The organism is Streptomyces virginiae, assembly GCF_041432505.1.
Classification (GTDB): Bacteria; Actinomycetota; Actinomycetes; order Streptomycetales; family Streptomycetaceae; genus Streptomyces; species Streptomyces virginiae_A.
This window is the reverse complement of the sequence record NZ_CP107871.1, coordinates 4,922,115-4,938,980: the sequence shown is the minus strand read 5'-3', so window position 1 is coordinate 4,938,980 and position 16,866 is coordinate 4,922,115. Positions and strand designations below refer to the sequence as shown.

Annotated in this window: 15 protein-coding genes; 6 read left to right on the top strand and 9 right to left on the bottom strand. The window is 71.7% G+C overall.

The genetic code is table 11. The features are described 5' to 3' along the window. The first annotated feature begins 42 nt into the window (after nucleotides 1-42). Nucleotides 43-1,278 carry a LamG-like jellyroll fold domain-containing protein gene (locus tag OG624_RS23030; protein ID WP_352164075.1) on the top strand — a complete coding sequence of 412 codons (1,236 nt, stop codon included), beginning with the start codon at nucleotides 43-45 and terminating at the stop codon, nucleotides 1,276-1,278. 88 nt (nucleotides 1,279-1,366) lie between these two features. On the opposite strand, the gene OG624_RS23025 is transcribed toward OG624_RS23030, so the two are convergent. Next, nucleotides 1,367-1,960, bottom strand: a complete 594-nt coding sequence (locus OG624_RS23025) for a M23 family metallopeptidase (RefSeq protein WP_030727080.1) — start codon at nucleotides 1,958-1,960, stop codon at nucleotides 1,367-1,369. 319 nt (nucleotides 1,961-2,279) lie between these two features. On the opposite strand from OG624_RS23025, the gene OG624_RS23020 reads away from it, so the two are divergent. Further along, the gene (locus tag OG624_RS23020) at nucleotides 2,280-5,234 is read left to right on the top strand and encodes an NACHT domain-containing protein (RefSeq protein ID WP_371588207.1); all 2,955 of its coding nucleotides are present in this window, start codon (nucleotides 2,280-2,282) and stop codon (nucleotides 5,232-5,234) included. Between the two features lie 69 nt (nucleotides 5,235-5,303). On the opposite strand, the gene OG624_RS23015 is transcribed toward OG624_RS23020, so the two are convergent. Then, nucleotides 5,304-7,829 carry an ATP-dependent Clp protease ATP-binding subunit gene (locus OG624_RS23015; RefSeq protein WP_033219171.1) on the bottom strand — a complete coding sequence of 842 codons (2,526 nt, stop codon included), beginning with the start codon at nucleotides 7,827-7,829 and terminating at the stop codon, nucleotides 5,304-5,306. 462 nt (nucleotides 7,830-8,291) lie between these two features. On the opposite strand from OG624_RS23015, the gene OG624_RS23010 reads away from it, so the two are divergent. Continuing rightward, nucleotides 8,292-8,921, top strand: a complete 630-nt coding sequence (locus OG624_RS23010) for an SCO3374 family protein (protein WP_371639794.1) — start codon at nucleotides 8,292-8,294, stop codon at nucleotides 8,919-8,921. A gap of 4 nt (nucleotides 8,922-8,925) precedes the next feature. Here the strand turns inward: OG624_RS23010 and OG624_RS23005 are convergent, their stop codons facing one another. The 7 genes from OG624_RS23005 to OG624_RS22975 all read right to left on the bottom strand — a co-directional run bounded on the left by OG624_RS23005 (nucleotide 8,926) and on the right by OG624_RS22975 (nucleotide 13,092). Further along, nucleotides 8,926-9,261: a histone-like nucleoid-structuring protein Lsr2 gene (locus tag OG624_RS23005; protein ID WP_030009902.1), complete on the bottom strand. Its 336-nt coding sequence runs from the start codon at nucleotides 9,259-9,261 to the stop codon at nucleotides 8,926-8,928. Nucleotides 9,262-9,426: 165 nt separating this feature from the next. After that, nucleotides 9,427-9,957, bottom strand: coding sequence for an amino-acid N-acetyltransferase (locus OG624_RS23000; RefSeq protein WP_033219173.1), 531 nt, complete (start codon nucleotides 9,955-9,957; stop codon nucleotides 9,427-9,429). 11 nt (nucleotides 9,958-9,968) lie between these two features. Beyond that, the gene (locus OG624_RS22995; RefSeq protein WP_078909218.1) at nucleotides 9,969-10,421 is read right to left on the bottom strand and encodes a BlaI/MecI/CopY family transcriptional regulator; all 453 of its coding nucleotides are present in this window, start codon (nucleotides 10,419-10,421) and stop codon (nucleotides 9,969-9,971) included. Between the two features lie 102 nt (nucleotides 10,422-10,523). After that, complete coding sequence (locus OG624_RS22990; protein ID WP_033219175.1) at nucleotides 10,524-10,688, bottom strand: hypothetical protein; 165 nt, start codon at nucleotides 10,686-10,688, stop codon at nucleotides 10,524-10,526. A gap of 14 nt (nucleotides 10,689-10,702) precedes the next feature. Then, nucleotides 10,703-11,296: a hypothetical protein gene (locus tag OG624_RS22985; RefSeq protein ID WP_208869336.1), complete on the bottom strand. Its 594-nt coding sequence runs from the start codon at nucleotides 11,294-11,296 to the stop codon at nucleotides 10,703-10,705. 67 nt (nucleotides 11,297-11,363) lie between these two features. After that, on the bottom strand, nucleotides 11,364-11,549 hold the full coding sequence (locus tag OG624_RS22980) for a DUF397 domain-containing protein (protein WP_030727059.1): 186 nt from the start codon (nucleotides 11,547-11,549) through the stop codon (nucleotides 11,364-11,366). 412 nt (nucleotides 11,550-11,961) lie between these two features. Next, on the bottom strand, nucleotides 11,962-13,092 hold the full coding sequence (locus OG624_RS22975) for a threonine aldolase family protein (RefSeq protein ID WP_033219178.1): 1,131 nt from the start codon (nucleotides 13,090-13,092) through the stop codon (nucleotides 11,962-11,964). Nucleotides 13,093-13,204: 112 nt separating this feature from the next. On the opposite strand from OG624_RS22975, the gene OG624_RS22970 reads away from it, so the two are divergent. Genes OG624_RS22970 through OG624_RS22960 form a run of 3 tightly spaced genes read left to right on the top strand, consistent with a single transcriptional unit; the run spans nucleotide 13,205 to nucleotide 16,865 of the window. Beyond that, a complete protein-coding gene (locus OG624_RS22970) occupies nucleotides 13,205-14,116 on the top strand; it encodes a Rossmann-like and DUF2520 domain-containing protein (protein ID WP_033219180.1) in 912 nt (303 codons plus the stop codon). Further along, the gene (gene panC, locus OG624_RS22965; protein ID WP_033219181.1) at nucleotides 14,113-15,117 is read left to right on the top strand and encodes a pantoate--beta-alanine ligase; all 1,005 of its coding nucleotides are present in this window, start codon (nucleotides 14,113-14,115) and stop codon (nucleotides 15,115-15,117) included. Before OG624_RS22970 ends, panC begins: the two co-directional genes overlap by 4 nt. Then, nucleotides 15,114-16,865: an L-aspartate oxidase gene (locus tag OG624_RS22960; protein WP_244290757.1), complete on the top strand. Its 1,752-nt coding sequence runs from the start codon at nucleotides 15,114-15,116 to the stop codon at nucleotides 16,863-16,865. Before panC ends, OG624_RS22960 begins: the two co-directional genes overlap by 4 nt. The last annotated feature ends 1 nt before the right edge of the window (nucleotide 16,866 follow it).

The window sequence follows — 16,866 nt, the reverse complement described above, 5'->3', positions numbered from 1 at the left end:
GGGCGGTATCCGCCCACGGGTCCGTGACTTAGCATCCGTGGCATGACCGACGGTACGAATCCCCCGAGCCACCCGCACCCCGAGCCCGCCCCCGGGAGCGGCGGATACGGGTTCCCGCCGGGACCGCACGCGCAGGGCGGCTACGGCTACCCGACCCCGTCCGGGGGCTACGGCTACCCGCAGTCGGGACAGCAGCCGAACCCGTACCAGCAGGACCCGGGGACCGGTTACCCGCAGGACCCGGCGGCCGGCTACCCGCAGGACCCGGCGGCCGGTTACCCGCAGGACCCGGGAGGCGGCTACCCGCAGGACGCGGATGGCGGTCAGTGGTCCGCGGCCCCGGCCCAGCCGGGCTTCACGAGGCTGGCCGGTCCGGACCTGCCGGGCTCCTCGCAGCCGGACTGGGAGGCCATGGCCGACCGCTCGGCGGCCGAGCGGCGCAAGAAGCGGTTGTGGATGCTGGGCGGCGCGGTGACGGTACTGGCGCTGCTGGCCGGCGGCGGAACGTTCTTCCTGCTGGGCGGCGACGACGGACAGGACGCCCAGCCCGCGAACTCGGCCTCCGCCTCGCCCGAGCCGGACGATTCGAAGGGGCCCGCGGCCTACACCGCGACCGTCGCGGGTGACGACACCCTGCTGCGCGACAGCTACGGCGGCATGGGCATCCGGCTGGGTCCCGACCTCAAGGTCGGTCCGCTGGGCAAGCGTTTCCAGGTCGTCGGCAAGGGCAACGGGAACTCGTGGGGGCAGTCCGCCGAGCCGGTCGTGGACGTGACCAAGAGCTTCACGGTCACGGCCCGCGCCTACAACTCCGCCGCCAAGGGCTCGCGGATCGTCATGAGCCAGGGCGACGGGGAGTCGTTCTCCTTCGAGCTCGGCGTGAACGAGGTCAACGGCAAGCAGGCCTGGATCTTCCGCGTGCAGACGGGCGACAAGGGTGCCGCGGCCACCACACGGACGGTCACCGCCGAGGGGCTCAACATGGTGAAGACGCCCACGCTGCTGATGGCCACGTACGACGCCGACAAGAAGGCCATCGCGCTCTACGTGGACGGCAAGAAGGCCGGCGAGACCCCGGTGCCGCCCATCTGGCAGGCCCCCGGTCCGCTGCAGCTCGGCCGGTCCAAGCACCACAACATATGGACCGGTCCGTGGCAGGGCGCCCTGCACAGCCTCAAGACCTACGACATGGCCTTCACGGCGGAGCAGGCCGCCGCGTACAAGGAGGGGAAGCTCGATCCATCGCCGAAGCCGACCCATGCCTGGCTGCTCACCTGATCGGTGAGCAGGGCGGGTCGGCCGGTGCGACGGGTGCCGCGGGCGCCGCGAGTGCGGCGCGTGCGGCGGTCGGGACGGGTCGGTCGGGTCAGACGGTGACGCCGTTGGTGCGCAGGAAGGCCACCGGGTTGACGGCCGAGCCGTAGTTCGGGGTGGTGCGGATCTCGAAGTGCAGGTGCGGGCCGCTGGAGTTGCCGGTGTTGCCGGACAGGGCGATCCGCTGCGAGGCCTTGACCTTCTGGCCGATCTTGATCTGGATCTTCGAGAGGTGCGCGTACTGGGAGTACGTGTTGTTCGCGTGCTTGATCACGATGGCGTTGCCGTACGCGGGGCCGTCGCCGCCGCCGTTGGGGCCGGCCTTGACGACGGTGCCGGCGGCCGCGGCCTTGACCGGGGTGCCGACCGGAACGGCGAAGTCCTGGCCGGAGTGCTTGTGGGACCACATGTTGCCGCCCTTGCCGAAGGTGGCGGACAGCGTGTACTTCTCCAGCGGCTTGTCCCACAGGCCGGTCTTCGAGGCGCCCGCGGCACCGGCGGCGCCGGCGGTCTTGGCGGTGACGGCGGCCTGCGGGGCGTCTGCGAACGCGGCGGTCGTGCCCGCCCCGAGGGCCAGCACCGCACCGAGAGCGGTGGTGCCGACAGCGATACGGGTACGACGGGTGTAGACGCGCTTCGCGAACATGTGCAGACCTCCGGGGCCGGGGACAAGGGGGGGTTTCACACCTGTAAGAGGCATGAAGTGACCCGGCACGATCGAGCGGTGCCGGGCTGGCTCATCTTTGGTAACCCGCGCCCCGGGACTTCCCCAAATGTCCCGATTACTAGCGGAACTCGTAGCGGCACCCCTGTGACGCGTCCCGTTGACGGCCTCCCTCCAGGGACGAAGGTCCTTCGGCAGGGCGTTTTGGATCTACGAAACGGCCTAGTACGTCCGTTTTGTCTTGTGCCGCTTGTCACCGAAGCCAGGACCGTTTGCGACCCAGGTCACTAGGCTCCGGCCCGTGGACGTATCGGTGTTGGGAATCCGGCTGGCCTCGGGGGTCGTGACCCCTCTCGTCAGGAAGCTCTTCCGGCACGAGGAGGCGGGCGCGGGCCTGGTGGACCGGCCGCACCGGATCTCCTCCTACGTGGCATGGCGCGAGAAACGCGGCCTCGACGCGGCGGACCTGCGGGGGCTCGCCGACCACCTGGTCGAGGAGGCCTTACGGGCCCCCGGGGAACGCCCCCTGCCGCCCGGCGAGGAGGCCGGCGTGGCGGCCGCCCTCGCCGCCACCCTGTACGCACTGGGCGACCTCACCCTCTCCGACGTGGAGGCCGTCCGCCTCGGACCGCGGGCCTTCGCCCGGCAGCTGCGGGCCGCCGCCCCGCATCCCGGGCTCTCCCGCGACGCCGAGCTCTTCCACTCCCGCCTCGTGGACCTGGCCTGCCTGCACATCCTGAACTTCTTCACCCAGCGCTCCACCTTCGTCGCGTCGACCCTGGTCGAGCAGAGCCGGCTGCACGCCGAGACCATCGCCAAGGTGGACGAACTGCTGACCCGCGTCCCCCGCCAGGACGGCCGCGACAGCGCCTTCGAGGCCCGCTACCTGCACTACCTGGCCCGGCGCCACGGCTCCCTCACCATCTTCGGCCTCGACCTGGCCCCGGAATCCTCCCGCTGGCCGCTGGACGCGGCCTACGTGAGCCTGGAGGTCACCGCCGCCCCCGGAGACCGGGCCGAGGCGCCCCCCGCCGCCCCCTACTCCCTGCCCGCCGACCGGCTCCTCGACGAGCACCCCCGCGTCCTGCTGCGCGGCGAGGCCGGATCCGGCAAGACCACCCTCATCCAGTGGCTGGCCGTATCCGCCGCCCGGGACCCCGGCGCGGGGACCGTCCCGTTCGTCCTGCCGCTGCGCACCCTGACCCGGCACGGCGAGCGGCTGCCCGCGCCCCGCGGCTTCCTCGCCGGCTCCCCGCTCGCCGGGGAGGCCCCCGACGGCTGGGAGGGCCGGGTACTGCGCGACGGCCGCGCCCTGCTGCTGGTCGACGGCATCGACGAGATCCCGGCGGCCGAACGCGACCGGGCCCGCGACTGGCTCGCCGACCTGATCGCCGCCTGTCCGGGCAACCGCTGGCTGGTCACCTCCCGGCCCTCGGCGGTCCGGGCGGACTGGCTGGCCGCCGTGGACTTCTCCGAGGTGACCCTGACCCCGATGACCCGGGCGAACGTACGGGCCTTCATCGAGCGCTGGCACTCGGCCGCGGACCACGTCCCGCCGGAGTACCGGGAACAGCTGCTGGACGCCGTCGCCAGGAAGTCGGACCTGGCCAGGCTGGCCACCAATCCGCTGCTGTGCGGGATGATCTGCGCCCTGCACCGGGAACGTCGCGGCTTCCTCCCCACGGGCCGCAAGGAGCTGTACGCGGCCGCCCTGTCCATGCTGCTGCACCGCCGCGACCGCGAGCGGGACCTGCGGCTGCCGGACCTGGCCGAGGAGCCCCAGCTCCAGCTGCTCCAGCGGCTCGCGTACTGGCTGATCCGCAACGGCCGCACGGAGATGGACCGCTCCCGGGCCGAATCACTGATCGCGGACGCGCTGCCCGCCGTACCGGCCGCCCGGGTCCTCGGTGACGCTCCGGAGGTGTTCGCGCACTTCCTGGAGCGCACCGGCCTGCTGCGGGCACCGACGGAGGACACCGTCGAGTTCGTCCACCGCACCTTCCAGGACTTCCTAGGGGCACGGGCCGCGCTGGACGAGGGCGGCCTCGGCGAGCTGACCGGTCACGCGGAGGACGACCAGTGGGAGGACGTCATCCGCATGGCGGTGGCCCAGGGCCGCCCGCGCGAGCGCACCGAGATCATCCGGGGCCTGCTCGACCGCGGCCCCGACCGGTCCGTGCTCCTGGCCTACGCCTGCCTCCAGTACGCGGCGGAACTCACCCCCGCGCTGCGCGCCGAGGCCGAGGCCGCGGTACGGCACCTGCTGCCGCCCCGGAGCATCGACCACGCCCAGGAGCTGGGCCGGACCGGACCGCTCGTGCTGGAACTGCTGGCCGACCCGGCCGAGGCGAGCGAGGAGGAGGCCCTGATGGCCGTCGCCGCGGCCGGCGAGACCCTCTCGGACCTGGCCGTCCCCTACCTGGCGGGCTTCCGCGACACGCGGTCGCCCGCGGTCCACCACGCCCTGGTCTCGCTGTGGGGCCGCTTCGACGCCCGGGAGTACGCCCGGGAAGTGATCGAACACCTCCGCCACGATCCGCACGCCCTGCAGATCCTGCGCGACGGTCAGGCGGACGCCCTGCACGCGTTCACGCGGCCGCCGGGGCTCATCGTGCGCGGTGCGGTGTCCGTCCACGCCCTGTCCGCGCTGTGCTCCCGCGTGCAGGTGGTGAGTCTGAGCCTCCTCGCTCTCGAAGAGCTCACCGACCTGGGCTTCCTGCGAGGACAGGAGGCGCTCGAAGTGCTGGAGGTCAACCGGTGCCACGGGCTCACGGACGTGACGGCCCTCCACGGCCTGCCGCTGCGGGTCGCCCGCCTGAGCATGTCCGTGCCCGGACTGCACGAGGCCATCGCGAGCTGGCCTCGCCTGCGGTCACTGGAGTTGTCCTCGCCGCACCCCTGGTCGGCCCGCGACCTCGCGCCCGGAGCCGAGCTCGAATCCCTGATCCTGAACACCGCCTCGGTGCGGATGGAGGGCCTGGGCCGGCATACGGGGCTGCGCATCCTGAACCTCGGCCACGGCTGGCGGCCCACCGGCCCGGCGGACTGGGCCGAGCTGTCCCGGCTGGAGCGGCTGGAGGAGCTGGCCGTGTCGGACGAGGTCCTGGCGGGCCTGGTCGAGCACCTGCGGCTGCCGTCGCTGCGGACCCTGCGGCTGTACGAGGACGAACCGATGGCGCCCGGCCTGGAGGAGCGGCTGGCCCGGCGCTTTCCCGAGACCGAGGTCGAGTCCTTCTACACGGCGTACGAGCAGTGATCCGATGACGGAAAAGGGGCGGCCCCGGGACCTGTAGGTCCCGGGGCCGCCCCTTACCGCTCGGTCGCGTTACGCGCCCTTCGACAGGTCCGGGCCGGAGCCCGTGGCCTCGATCGGGGGGAGGTCGGGCAGAGCCGACTTCTCCTCGCCGCGGAAGGTGAACTTGGCGTCCTCGCCCTCACCCTCCTTGCCGACGACCACGATGTGACCGGGACGCAGCTCGCCGAAGAGGATCTTCTCCGACAGGATGTCCTCGATCTCACGCTGGATGGTCCGGCGCAGCGGCCGGGCACCCAGGATCGGGTCGTAGCCCCGCTTGGCGAGCAGGAGCTTGGCGTCACCGCTCAGCTCGATGCCCATGTCGCGGTCCTTGAGGCGCTCGTCGACCTTGGCGATCATGAGGTCGACGATCTGGATGATGTCTTCCTCGGTGAGCTGGTGGAAGACGACCGTGTCGTCGACACGGTTGAGGAACTCGGGCCGGAAGTGCTGCTTGAGCTCTTCGTTGACCTTCGCCTTCATCCGGTCGTATCCGGTCTTGGTGTCGCCCTGAGCCGCGAAGCCCAGGTTGAAGCCCTTCGAGATGTCCCGGGTACCCAGGTTGGTCGTCATGATGATGACCGTGTTCTTGAAGTCCACGACCCGGCCCTGGGAGTCGGTCAGGCGACCGTCCTCCAGGATCTGGAGAAGGGAATTGAAGATATCCGGGTGGGCCTTCTCGACCTCGTCGAAGAGGACGACGGAGAACGGCTTCCGGCGCACCTTCTCGGTGAGCTGGCCGCCCTCTTCGTAGCCCACGTAGCCGGGGGGCGAACCGAAGAGACGGGAAACCGTGTGCTTCTCGCTGAACTCCGACATGTCGAGGGAGATCAGCGCGTCCTCGTCGCCGAAGAGGAATTCGGCGAGCGTCTTGGAGAGCTCGGTCTTACCGACACCGGACGGGCCGGCGAAGATGAACGAGCCACCCGGGCGCTTCGGGTCCTTCAGACCGGCACGGGTACGGCGGATCGCCTGGGAGAGCGCCTTGATGGCGTCCTTCTGGCCGATGACCCGACGGTGGAGCTCGTCCTCCATGCGGAGCAGTCGCGAGGACTCCTCCTCGGTGAGCTTGAAGACGGGAATGCCGGTCGCGGTCGCGAGGACTTCGGCGATGAGCTCACCGTCGACCTCGGCGACGACGTCCATGTCGCCGGCCTTCCATTCCTTCTCGCGCTTGGTCTTCGCCGCCAGCAGCTGCTTCTCCTTGTCACGGAGAGACGCCGCCTTCTCGAAGTCCTGGGAGTCGATGGCCGACTCCTTGTCGCGGCGCACGCCCGCGATCTTCTCGTCGAACTCGCGGAGGTCCGGCGGCGCGGTCATCCGACGGATGCGCATCCGGGAGCCGGCCTCGTCGATCAGGTCGATCGCCTTGTCCGGGAGGAAGCGGTCCGAGATGTACCGGTCCGCCAGCGTCGCCGCCTGGACGAGGGCCTCGTCCGTGATGGAGACGCGGTGGTGGGCCTCGTAGCGGTCGCGCAGGCCCTTGAGGATCTCGATCGTGTGGGGGAGGGAAGGCTCCGCCACCTGGATCGGCTGGAAGCGGCGCTCGAGGGCCGCGTCCTTCTCGAGGTGCTTGCGGTACTCGTCGAGCGTCGTGGCACCGATGGTCTGGAGCTCACCACGGGCCAGCATGGGCTTGAGGATGCTGGCGGCGTCGATCGCGCCCTCGGCGGCACCCGCACCCACGAGGGTGTGGAGCTCGTCGATGAACAGGATGATGTCGCCGCGGGTGCGGATCTCCTTGAGCACCTTCTTCAGGCGCTCCTCGAAGTCACCGCGGTAGCGGGAACCCGCGACCAGGGCGCCGAGGTCGAGCGTGTAGAGGTGCTTGTCCTTGAGCGTCTCGGGAACCTCGCCCTTGACGATCGCCTGGGCCAGGCCCTCGACGACGGCGGTCTTGCCGACGCCGGGCTCGCCGATGAGGACCGGGTTGTTCTTCGTACGGCGGGACAGCACCTGCATGACCCGCTCGATCTCCTTCTCGCGCCCGATGACCGGGTCGAGCTTGGATTCGCGGGCCGCCTGGGTGAGGTTGCGGCCGAACTGGTCCAGGACGAGCGAGGTCGAGGGCGTGCCCTCGGCCGGGCCGCCGGCCGTGGCCGACTCCTTGCCTCCACCGGTGTAGCCGGAGAGCAGCTGGATGACCTGCTGCCGGACTCGGTTGAGATCGGCGCCCAGCTTCACGAGGACCTGGGCGGCGACGCCCTCGCCCTCGCGGATCAGGCCGAGCAGGATGTGCTCGGTGCCGATGTAGTTGTGGCCGAGCTGGAGGGCCTCTCGGAGCGAAAGCTCCAGGACCTTCTTCGCCCGCGGGGTGAAGGGGATGTGGCCGGACGGGGCCTGCTGCCCCTGACCGATGATCTCCTCAACCTGCTGGCGAACAGCCTCGAGCGAAATCCCGAGGCTCTCCAGGGCCTTAGCGGCGACACCCTCACCCTCGTGGATCAAGCCCAGGAGGATGTGCTCGGTGCCGATGTAGTTGTGGTTGAGCATCCGGGCTTCTTCCTGAGCCAGGACGACAACCCGCCGCGCGCGGTCGGTGAACCTCTCGAACATCGTTTATCGCTCCTCAGAGCGGTCGGGCAGTTCGGGGTCGGTCCCCGCCCTGTCCTTCCGCATGCTAGTCCCGCGGGGCGGGACAGCTCATTCCAACTGCCGACATCCGTCCACGGCTCACCCCTGCATCAGCGGGAAAACCGGCTTGAAGAGCCGACAACTGCTCCAACTCGATGGTGCGAGACGATGTTCCCGCAGGCCAGGCAGATACCCGTCATGCGTGTACGCCGACGGCGAACGGAGGCCCGTCAAATCAGCGTGTCGCCCCGATCCACTAGGAATGTCTTACCCGTAAGGACTGACACTCCATGCCGGTGGCACCGGTTCCCTCCGCTAAGGGCGAACACGGTTGCGTCCCGAATGCGGACTCCGGAGTCCACGGAGGTTTACGTTCCGCACGGCGGTGAGTGCGGTCCGTCACATTGAGCGTAACCCGGAGGCGTTTCGGAAGTTGCTCCGGACATGGCCGTCACCCTGCCGCTCGCCACGCCGCTCGTGCCGTCGCCCCGCCCGATGCCCGAGGAGGACGCGTACGCCTCCTGGTACGGCAGAGTGCTCGGCTGGACCGTCACGGGCGGGCCGCCGGTCCAGCTCGTGACCGGGGTCCGGTTCGACGTGCTGGAGCTGCCGTCCGACGCGGGGGCCGCGCTGTTGCGCAGGCCGGTCGCGACGGGCCCGGTGGCCCTGATGGGGCGCCGGATGCGGTTCCTGGTGGCCGCGGGCGGCGCCGAGGAACTGGACGGGCTGCTGGACTGGCTCGAATGGGGCGGGGTCGCCCTTGATCTGACCGCCCTGGGTGCGGGTGGCCGGATCACCGCCCCGGTGCCACCGGGGCATGCCGTACAGGACGGGAGTCCCCGGGGGGCCGCCGTGTGGCTACGGCCCCCCGAGCAGGGGTGCGAGGCACTTCTGCCTGCCCTGTCCGGTCCCGGACAGGGTGCCGGTCCCGGGCGTGTGGGCGCCGGTCCCGATCTCGTGCGCCTGGTCTCCGCGGCGGCGACGGAATGTCACCGCGCGCGGCTCCGGCGCCGGACGCCCTTGCGGAGCGCCGTGGCCGGGCCTCCCTCGCGGGCCGGCCGGGTCAGTCCCTGACGGGTCAGCCCCGGTTCTCGTAGGCGTCGCGGATGTCCTGCGGAACGCGGCCGCGGTCGTTGACGCTGAGGCCCTGGGACTTCGCCCAGGCGCGGATCTCCGCGGTGTCCGGGTTGCCGGACGCCACGGCCGTACGGCCCTTGGCGCGACCGGTGGACGCGCGGCCACCGGTGCGGCGGCCGCCCTTGGTGTACGGGTCGAGCAGACCGCGGAGCTTTTCAGCGTTGGCGGTGGTGAGGTCGATCTCGTAGGTCTTGCCATCCAGAGCGAACGTCACCGTCTCGTCCGCCTCGCCACCGTCGAGGTCGTCGACAAGAAGGACCTGAACCTTCTGTGCCACCGGGATTTCCTTTCATCGAAAAGCAGTACGCGGAAAGGAAACCGCTTTTGCCTGGAAAACACAAACCCCCGGGGAGAGGTTCGAGACCGCAACAGGGCGGGAAACGTACGCGATTCGGACATAGGCCACAGGCAGGCGGAGCACCGGAAAAGCTGAGGCCATCGATCAGAGGTGCAGAAGCATCCGACTGTTGCCCAAGGTGTTCGGCTTCACTCGTTCGAGACCGAGGAACTCGGCGACACCCTCGTCATAGGAACGCAGCAGCTCCATGTAGACATCGGTCTTGACCGGGGTCTCGCCGATCTCGACGAAGCCGTGCTTCGCGAAGAACTCGACTTCGAAGGTGAGGCAGAAAACCCGGCTCACCCCGAGGGTGCGGGCGGTACGCAACAACTGGTCCAGCACCTGATGCCCGACTCCGGCGCCCTTCAAGCCCCGGTCGACGGCGAGAGTGCGTACTTCGGCAAGGTCTTCCCACATCACGTGGAGAGCGCCGCAGCCGACGACCTGACCGTCGGACTCGCGTTCCGCGACCCAGAACTCCTGGATGTCCTCGTAAAGGACGACCGGAGCTTTGTCGAGCAGGATCCGCTGCTGCACGTACTGGTCGAGGAGGCGGCGCAGCGCGGGAACATCACGCGTCCGGGCACGGCGGATCGTCACTGTTTCTGCATGTGCAGTGGAAAACTCTCCCATGGCTGCGGACGTTATCGCCCCGGCTCCTGCGGGCGCTCGTCGGACTCCCCTTCGGCCACGGGCGGAGCGGTGGGTTCTGCGGCGGCGTCCGCGCTCGACCCGTCGTCGTACTGGACCACGCGCACGGCGTCCCGGAGGGCTTCCCGCTGTTCCGCGGACATCATGCCGAAGAAGGCCACGAGGGCGGCCGCGGGGTTGTCGCTCGTCGACCAGGCTTCGTTCATCAGTGCGGCCGAGTAGGCGGCGCGGGTGGAGACCGCCGTATATCGATAGGCGCGGCCTTCGGCTTCCCGGCGGACCCAGCCCTTCTGATGGAGATTGTCCATAACGGTCATGACCGTGGTGTACGCGATGGACCGTTCCTGCTGGAGGTCTTCCAGTACTTCTCGCACGGTGACCGGGCGGTTCCACTGCCACACCCGTGTCATGACGGCGTCTTCGAGTTCTCCCAGGGGGCGAGGCACACCAGCACGATAGTGCGGCTTGTGCGGAATTGCCCGACTATTCGCTCGGCAACGCGCAGGAAAAACGGGCGCGCGGCCGGTGAGGCCGCACGCCCGAGGGGGTTACTTCTGCTGCTGGGTGGCTTCGGCCCGGGCGAGCACGGCGTCGACCGCCGCGTCTTCCTTGGCCTTGTTGGAACCGCCCTGGCTCTTCACGATCGTCACGACGAGAGCGATGAAGAACGTGGCCATCACGAAGGGGGGCACGAGCGCGGAGACATAGTCCATGCCCCACAGCGTAGCTACCCGGCGGCGAGCCCGGCCTCCGGGGGCGGGGTGGGCTTGCGGCGCGGCGGGAACACCTCACCGGGGGTCGGAATCGGCCGCTCCGGGCGCGGCGGCTCCTTGGGGTTCGGCGCCGGACGGGCCGGCGGGTCGTCCTTCTCCTTGCCGCCGGCCAGGGCCAGCAGCCGGGTCCGGGGTGCGGGGGCGGTCGACAGCCGCCGGCGTACGGACCGCTCCGCGACCGTGCGGACCCGTTCCAGCAGCGCGGCGGCGACCGGATTGGCGCGGAGCGCGCGCAGGGCGGCGAGGTCGTCGGGCTCCGGTTCGTACCCGGCGGCCAGGGCGTCCTGCAACAGCTCCAGGTAGCCGGAGAGGCTGCCGGGCAGGGCGCCCCGGTAGCGGGCGAGGTCCGCGAGGAGGAACGCTCTGAGTCGGCCCGCCTCCCGGACCGCTTCGTCCACCGACTGCGCGAGGCGCAGGCAGTCCTGGACCTCCTCGGCCGCCAGGGGGGCCGAGGAGGACTGAAGGGCGTGGGCGAGGAGGCGCCTGAGCAGGTGCAGCTCAGCGGCGCTGAACGCCATGCCGCCGCGGGATCCGTAGGGCGTGGGCATGGGCCGAAGATACGCGCTAATCGGACAAAATCCCCTGATCGCGGGTGCGGCGCGCTCGGCGGGTCCCTCAGCCGGTCTCTTTGACCGCCCGCAGGAAGTCGGCCCAGGCGGCCTGGGTGGTGGCCAGGACGAGGTGGGCGGGGTCGGCGCGGTCGGCGACCTTGACGAGGGCCCCGGGAGCGGTCGCGACGTAGACGCAGGCGTCGCCCTCACTGCAGAACGAGGACTTCCGCCACACGGGCTGAGTGGTCATGGTGTCTCCATCCGGGCGCGGTGGCCGGTAATTGCCGTCAATGAAGGTAACGCCGTGGCCGGTCCGCGCCGGTGGCTTTCGGTAATTCGGCGTTTCGCCCTTGCCTTCCGGGGGCGGTGCGGGTAGCGCTGAGCCGGTTCTCTCCCCGCCCCGCCCTTTCGCCGTTTCCCGGGGCTCCCACTCCCCCGGCCACCGCCGGGAGGTGCCCCCGGGCGAGGCCGGATCGCGCAGGATCCGCGAAAGACAGGCCCTAGGGCCTGTCTTTCGGATCAAGGCGGATCAGCCCGCGGCGTCTGGTGCCGTGCATCGCAAGGCCGAGGAGGGAGTCCATGCGGAGCATCGACGACCGACGAGAACGCAGCGAGGCGCGGTGCCAGGCGTCGCGGGCCCGGCATGATCCGAAAGACAGGCCCTAGATGCGGGCCACGAAGGCCGACACCGCTTCGTGGACGTCGGACTCCGTCCAGGACAGGCCGGGCCGGGTGATCTCCAGTTCCGTCACCGCCAGGCCCGGCGGGCCCTCGGCGGACCAGCGGCGGAAGAGGACCGTGCCCGTCTCCTCGGCCTGGCGCAGGCCCGCCTCCGTCAGCCGGTCCGGCTCGTACGGGAGCCACACCTGGAACTGGTGGGTGTGCGGCTCCTCCGGGTGGATCCGGGCCCACGGAACCCCCGAATCCGCGAAGGCCGAGCGCAGCGCCCCCGCGACCTTCCGCGCCTGCGTCACGTACGACGGCAGCCGGGGCAGTTCCCGTTCCAGTCCGGCCAGCGCCGCGAGGGCCTGCGGGAACTGCCGGAAGATCTGGCCGCCGTAGCGGTGGCGCCAGACCCGGGTCTCCTCCACGAAGGAGCGGGGCCCCGCCAGCGCCGCCCCGCTCAGGCCGCCGAGCGACTTGTAGAACGAGACGTACACCGAGTCCGCCAGGCCCGCGATCTCCGGCAGGGTGCGCCCGAAGTGGGTGGTGGACTCCCACAGCCGGGCCCCGTCGAAGTGGACGACCGCGTCCCGCTCCCGGGCCGCTGCGGTGAGCGCCTCCAGCTCCTCCCAGGTGGGCAGCAGGAAGCCCGCCTCCCGCAGCGGCAGCTCCACCATCAGGGTCCCGAAGGGCTCCCGCAGCGCCTCGACCTCCTCCGCCGTCGGCTGGCGGGCCTCCGTCGTCGGGTGCGTCACGCGCAGTCCGGAGACGGCCGACAGGGCTTCGCCCTCCCAGCGCTCCGGATGGCTCATCGGGTGCAGGGCCACCACCGGGTTCCCGGTCCGGCCCGCCCAGCAGCGCAGCGCGATCTGCTGGGCCATCGTGCCGCTGGGGAAGAACGCCGCGTCCTCGGTGCCCAGCAGCTCGGCGACCTTGCCCTCCAGCGCGGTGACGACCCCGTCGCCGTAGACGTCGGCCGGCCCGTCCATGTCGTACGGGGCCTCGGCGAGCGAGCCGAGCAGCTCCCCCACGGTGGGCTCCAGCAGGCTGCGCGACAGCTTCCGCTCCGCCCCGCGCCAGGCCGCGACCAGCCGCTTCGTACGTTCGGTGTCCTCGCTGTTGTCACTCATGGGCAAAGATCCTCGCTCCACTCGCCGCCGACCGGCCAACTGCCCCAGGAGCTAGCATGGCGGCGTATCGTCCGGTACCCCCCGCGGACTGGAACGGAAGGGCCCTCCCCGCGTGAATCCATCACAGCAGCCACGCCCTGCCCGGCTCGCCGTCGGCGTCGTCGGAGCCGGCCGCGTCGGTCCCGCGCTGGCGTGTGCGCTCCAGCAGGCCGGGCACCGGCCCGTCGCCGTCTCCGGAGTGTCCGACACGTCCGTGCGGCGGGCCGCGCGGATGCTGCCCGATGTGCCGCTCGTACCGCCCGCGCAGGTGCTGGAGCTGGCCGACCTGGTGCTCCTGACCGTCCCCGACGACGCGCTGCCGTCCCTCGTGGAGGGTCTCGCCGAGACCGGCGCGGTCCGGCCCGGACAGCTCCTCGTGCACACCTCCGGCCGGTACGGGACCTCCGTGCTCGACCCGGCGCGCCGCGCGGGCGCCCTCCCGCTGGCCCTGCATCCGGCGATGACCTTCACCGGTACCGAGGTCGACGTGCAGCGGCTCGCCGGCTGCTCCTTCGGCGTCACCGCCCCGGAGGAGCTGCGCCTGGCCGCGGAGGCCCTGGTCATCGAGATGGGCGGGGAGCCCGAGTGGATCGCGGAGGAGAACCGTCCGCTCTACCACGCGGCCTTGGCCCTCGGCGCGAACCACCTGGTCACCCTGGTCGCCCAGTCGATGGAGCTGCTGGCCAAGGCCGGGGTGGAGCGCCCCGACCGGATGCTGGGCCCGCTGCTCGGCGCGGCCCTCGACAACGCCCTGCGCTCCGGTGACGCCGCCCTGACCGGGCCGGTGGCCCGCGGGGACGCCGGGACGGTCGCCGCGCACGTCTCGGAGCTGCGCCGGCACGCGCCCGCCGCGGTCGCCGGGTACCTGGCGATGGCCCGCACCACCGCGGACCGGGCCCTCGCCCACGGTCTGCTGAAGCCCGAACTCGCCGAGGACCTGCTCGGTGTGCTCGCCGACACGGAGTCCGACGGAGGCGACCGGTGACCGACCTGCTGCTGCACACCGCCGAGGAACTGCACAAGCTGTCGCGCACCGGCCGCCGGGCCGTGGTGATGACCATGGGCGCCCTCCACGAGGGCCACGCCACCTTGATCCGCACGGCCCGCGAGCTGGCCGGGCCCGAGGGACAGGTCGTCGTCACCGTCTTCGTCAACCCGCTGCAGTTCGGGGCCGGCGAGGACCTCGACCGCTACCCGCGCACCCTTGAGGCGGACCTGGTGATCGCCGAAGAGGCGGGCGCCGACGCGGTGTTCGCCCCCGCGGTCGACGAGGTCTACCCGGGCGGCGACCCGCAGGTGCGGATCACCGCCGGCCCGATGGGCGAGCGCCTCGAAGGCGCCACCCGCCCCGGGCACTTCGACGGGATGCTGACCGTCGTCGCCAAGCTGCTCCACCTCACCCGCCCCGACCTGGCGCTCTTCGGCCAGAAGGACGCGCAGCAACTGGCGCTGATCCGGCGGATGGTGACCGACCTGAACTTCCCCGTCGAGGTGGTCGGCGTACCGACCGTCCGCGAGGAGGACGGGCTCGCGCTGTCGTCCCGCAACCGCTACCTCTCGGCCGCCGAGCGGGGCACCGCCCTGGCCCTGTCGCGCGCCCTGTTCGCCGGCCGCGACCGGCTCGCCGCGCAGGCCGCGCTGCGCGCCCGCGCCGAGGCCTCACCGGCCAGCGACGAGCGGGCCACCGCTCTGGCCCGCCTCGGCGAGATCCGCGCCTCCGCCGACGCGCACGCGGTCTCGGCGGCCGTCTCCGCGGCCGGCTCCGGGCTGCCGGACGCCGTACGGGCCGCCGCGCTGCACGTCCTGGACGAGGCGGGCCGCCACGAGCCGCCGCTCGTGCTGGACTACCTGGCGCTGGTGGACCCGTTGGACTTCACCGAGACCGGTCAGGACTTCACCGGGCAGGCCGTGCTGGCCGTCGCCGCGAAGGTGGGCGCGACCCGGCTGATCGACAACATCCCATTGGAATTCGGAGCACACTCGTGAGCACCCCAGGCAGAGGCATCCCGTCGGGCGGGGCAGGCGCAGGCACCGGCATACGGCTGCACGCACCGGCCCCCGGCTGGTCCCTCGACGCCGATGTCGTGGTCGTCGGTTCCGGCGTGGCGGGCCTGACCGCCGCGCTGCGCTGCGCCGCCGGGGGCCGCCGTACCGTCGTGGTCACCAAGGCCCGGCTCGACGACGGCTCCACCCGCTGGGCCCAGGGCGGTATCGCCGCGGCCCTCGGCGAGGGCGACACCCCCGAGCAGCACCTCGACGACACGCTGGTCGCCGGTGCGGGCCTGTGCGACGAGGAGGCCGTCCGGCTGCTCGTCACCGAGGGTCCCGACGCGGTACGGCGGCTGATGGCCACCGGCGCGGTCTTCGACACCTCCACGGAGACCGGCGAGATAGAACTGACCCGCGAGGGCGGGCACCACCGCCGCCGGATCGCGCACGCGGGCGGCGACGCCACCGGCGCCGAGATCTCGCGGGCGCTCGTCGAGGCCGTGCAGGCCGCGGGCATCGAGACCGTGGAGAACGCCCTCGTCCTGGACCTGCTGCAGGACGCGCAGGGCCGTACGGCCGGTGTCACCCTGCACGTCATGGGCGAGGGCCAGCACGACGGGGTCGGCGCCGTGCACGCGCCCGCCGTGATCCTCGCGACCGGCGGCATGGGCCAGGTCTTCTCCGCGACCACCAACCCGTCGGTGTCCACCGGTGACGGCGTGGCGCTCGCGCTGCGGGCCGGCGCCGAGGTCTCCGACCTCGAATTCGTGCAGTTCCACCCGACGGTGCTCTTCCTCGGCCCGGATGCCGAGGGCCAGCAGCCGCTGGTGTCCGAGGCGGTCCGGGGCGAGGGCGCGTACCTCGTGGACGCGGACGGCGTGCGCTTCATGCAGGGGCAGCACGAGCTCGCCGAGCTGGCGCCCCGCGACATCGTCGCCAAGGGCATCATGCGCCGCATGCAGGAGCAGGGCGCGCAGCACATGTACCTCGACGCCCGGCACTTCGGCGCGCGGATGTGGGAGCAGCGCTTCCCGACCATCCTGGCCGCCTGCCGCTCCCACGGCATCGACCCGGTGACCGAGCCGATCCCGGTGGCGCCCGCCGCGCACTACGCGTCCGGCGGCGTCCGGACCGACCTGCACGGGCGGACCACGGTCCCCGGCCTGTACGCCTGCGGCGAGGTCGCCTGCACCGGTGTGCACGGCGCGAACCGGCTGGCGTCCAACTCCCTGCTGGAGGGGCTGGTCTTCGCCGAGCGGATCGCCGAGGACATCGTCGCCGAGCGGGCCGCCGGCCGCGGCCCGGGGATACCGGTCCCGGCGACCGGCCCGCTGCAGCCCGGCGGTGCCCGGTACGAGGTCCAGCGGATCATGACGGAGGGCGCGGGCGTGCTCCGCTCCGCCGATTCGCTCGCCGCCGCGGCCGAGGCCCTGGAAGCGCTGTACGCCACCGCCCTGAACGACCTCGAGGCGCACGGCAAGACCGCCGAGCCGGGCGTGGACACCTGGGAGGCCACGAACCTGCTGTGCGTGGCGCGGGTCCTGGTCGCCGCGGCGCAGCGGCGGGTGGAGACCCGTGGCTGCCACTGGCGTGAGGACCACCCCGAGCGGGACGATGCCCACTGGCGCCGCCATCTCGTCGTCCGGCTCTCGGCGACCGAGAAGCGCGCCCTGGTCGTCGTACCCACCGACTCCGCGGACTTCCCGTCCGTGCACCCCCTGAGCAACCCGAGCCTGGAGCAGTGAC

Coding starts and splice junctions, on each gene's coding strand:
- OG624_RS22985 (WP_208869336.1), bottom strand. CDS start 11,296: ATGCCCACGCCCTACGGATCCCGCGGCGGCATGGCGTTCAGCGCCGCT.
- OG624_RS23030 (WP_352164075.1), top strand. CDS start 43: ATGACCGACGGTACGAATCCCCCGAGCCACCCGCACCCCGAGCCCGCC.
- OG624_RS22975 (WP_033219178.1), bottom strand. CDS start 13,092: ATGAGTGACAACAGCGAGGACACCGAACGTACGAAGCGGCTGGTCGCG.
- OG624_RS23000 (WP_033219173.1), bottom strand. CDS start 9,957: ATGGGAGAGTTTTCCACTGCACATGCAGAAACAGTGACGATCCGCCGT.
- OG624_RS23010 (WP_371639794.1), top strand. CDS start 8,292: ATGGCCGTCACCCTGCCGCTCGCCACGCCGCTCGTGCCGTCGCCCCGC.
- OG624_RS23025 (WP_030727080.1), bottom strand. CDS start 1,960: ATGTTCGCGAAGCGCGTCTACACCCGTCGTACCCGTATCGCTGTCGGC.
- OG624_RS23015 (WP_033219171.1), bottom strand. CDS start 7,829: ATGTTCGAGAGGTTCACCGACCGCGCGCGGCGGGTTGTCGTCCTGGCT.
- OG624_RS22980 (WP_030727059.1), bottom strand. CDS start 11,549: ATGACCACTCAGCCCGTGTGGCGGAAGTCCTCGTTCTGCAGTGAGGGC.
- OG624_RS22990 (WP_033219175.1), bottom strand. CDS start 10,688: ATGGACTATGTCTCCGCGCTCGTGCCCCCCTTCGTGATGGCCACGTTC.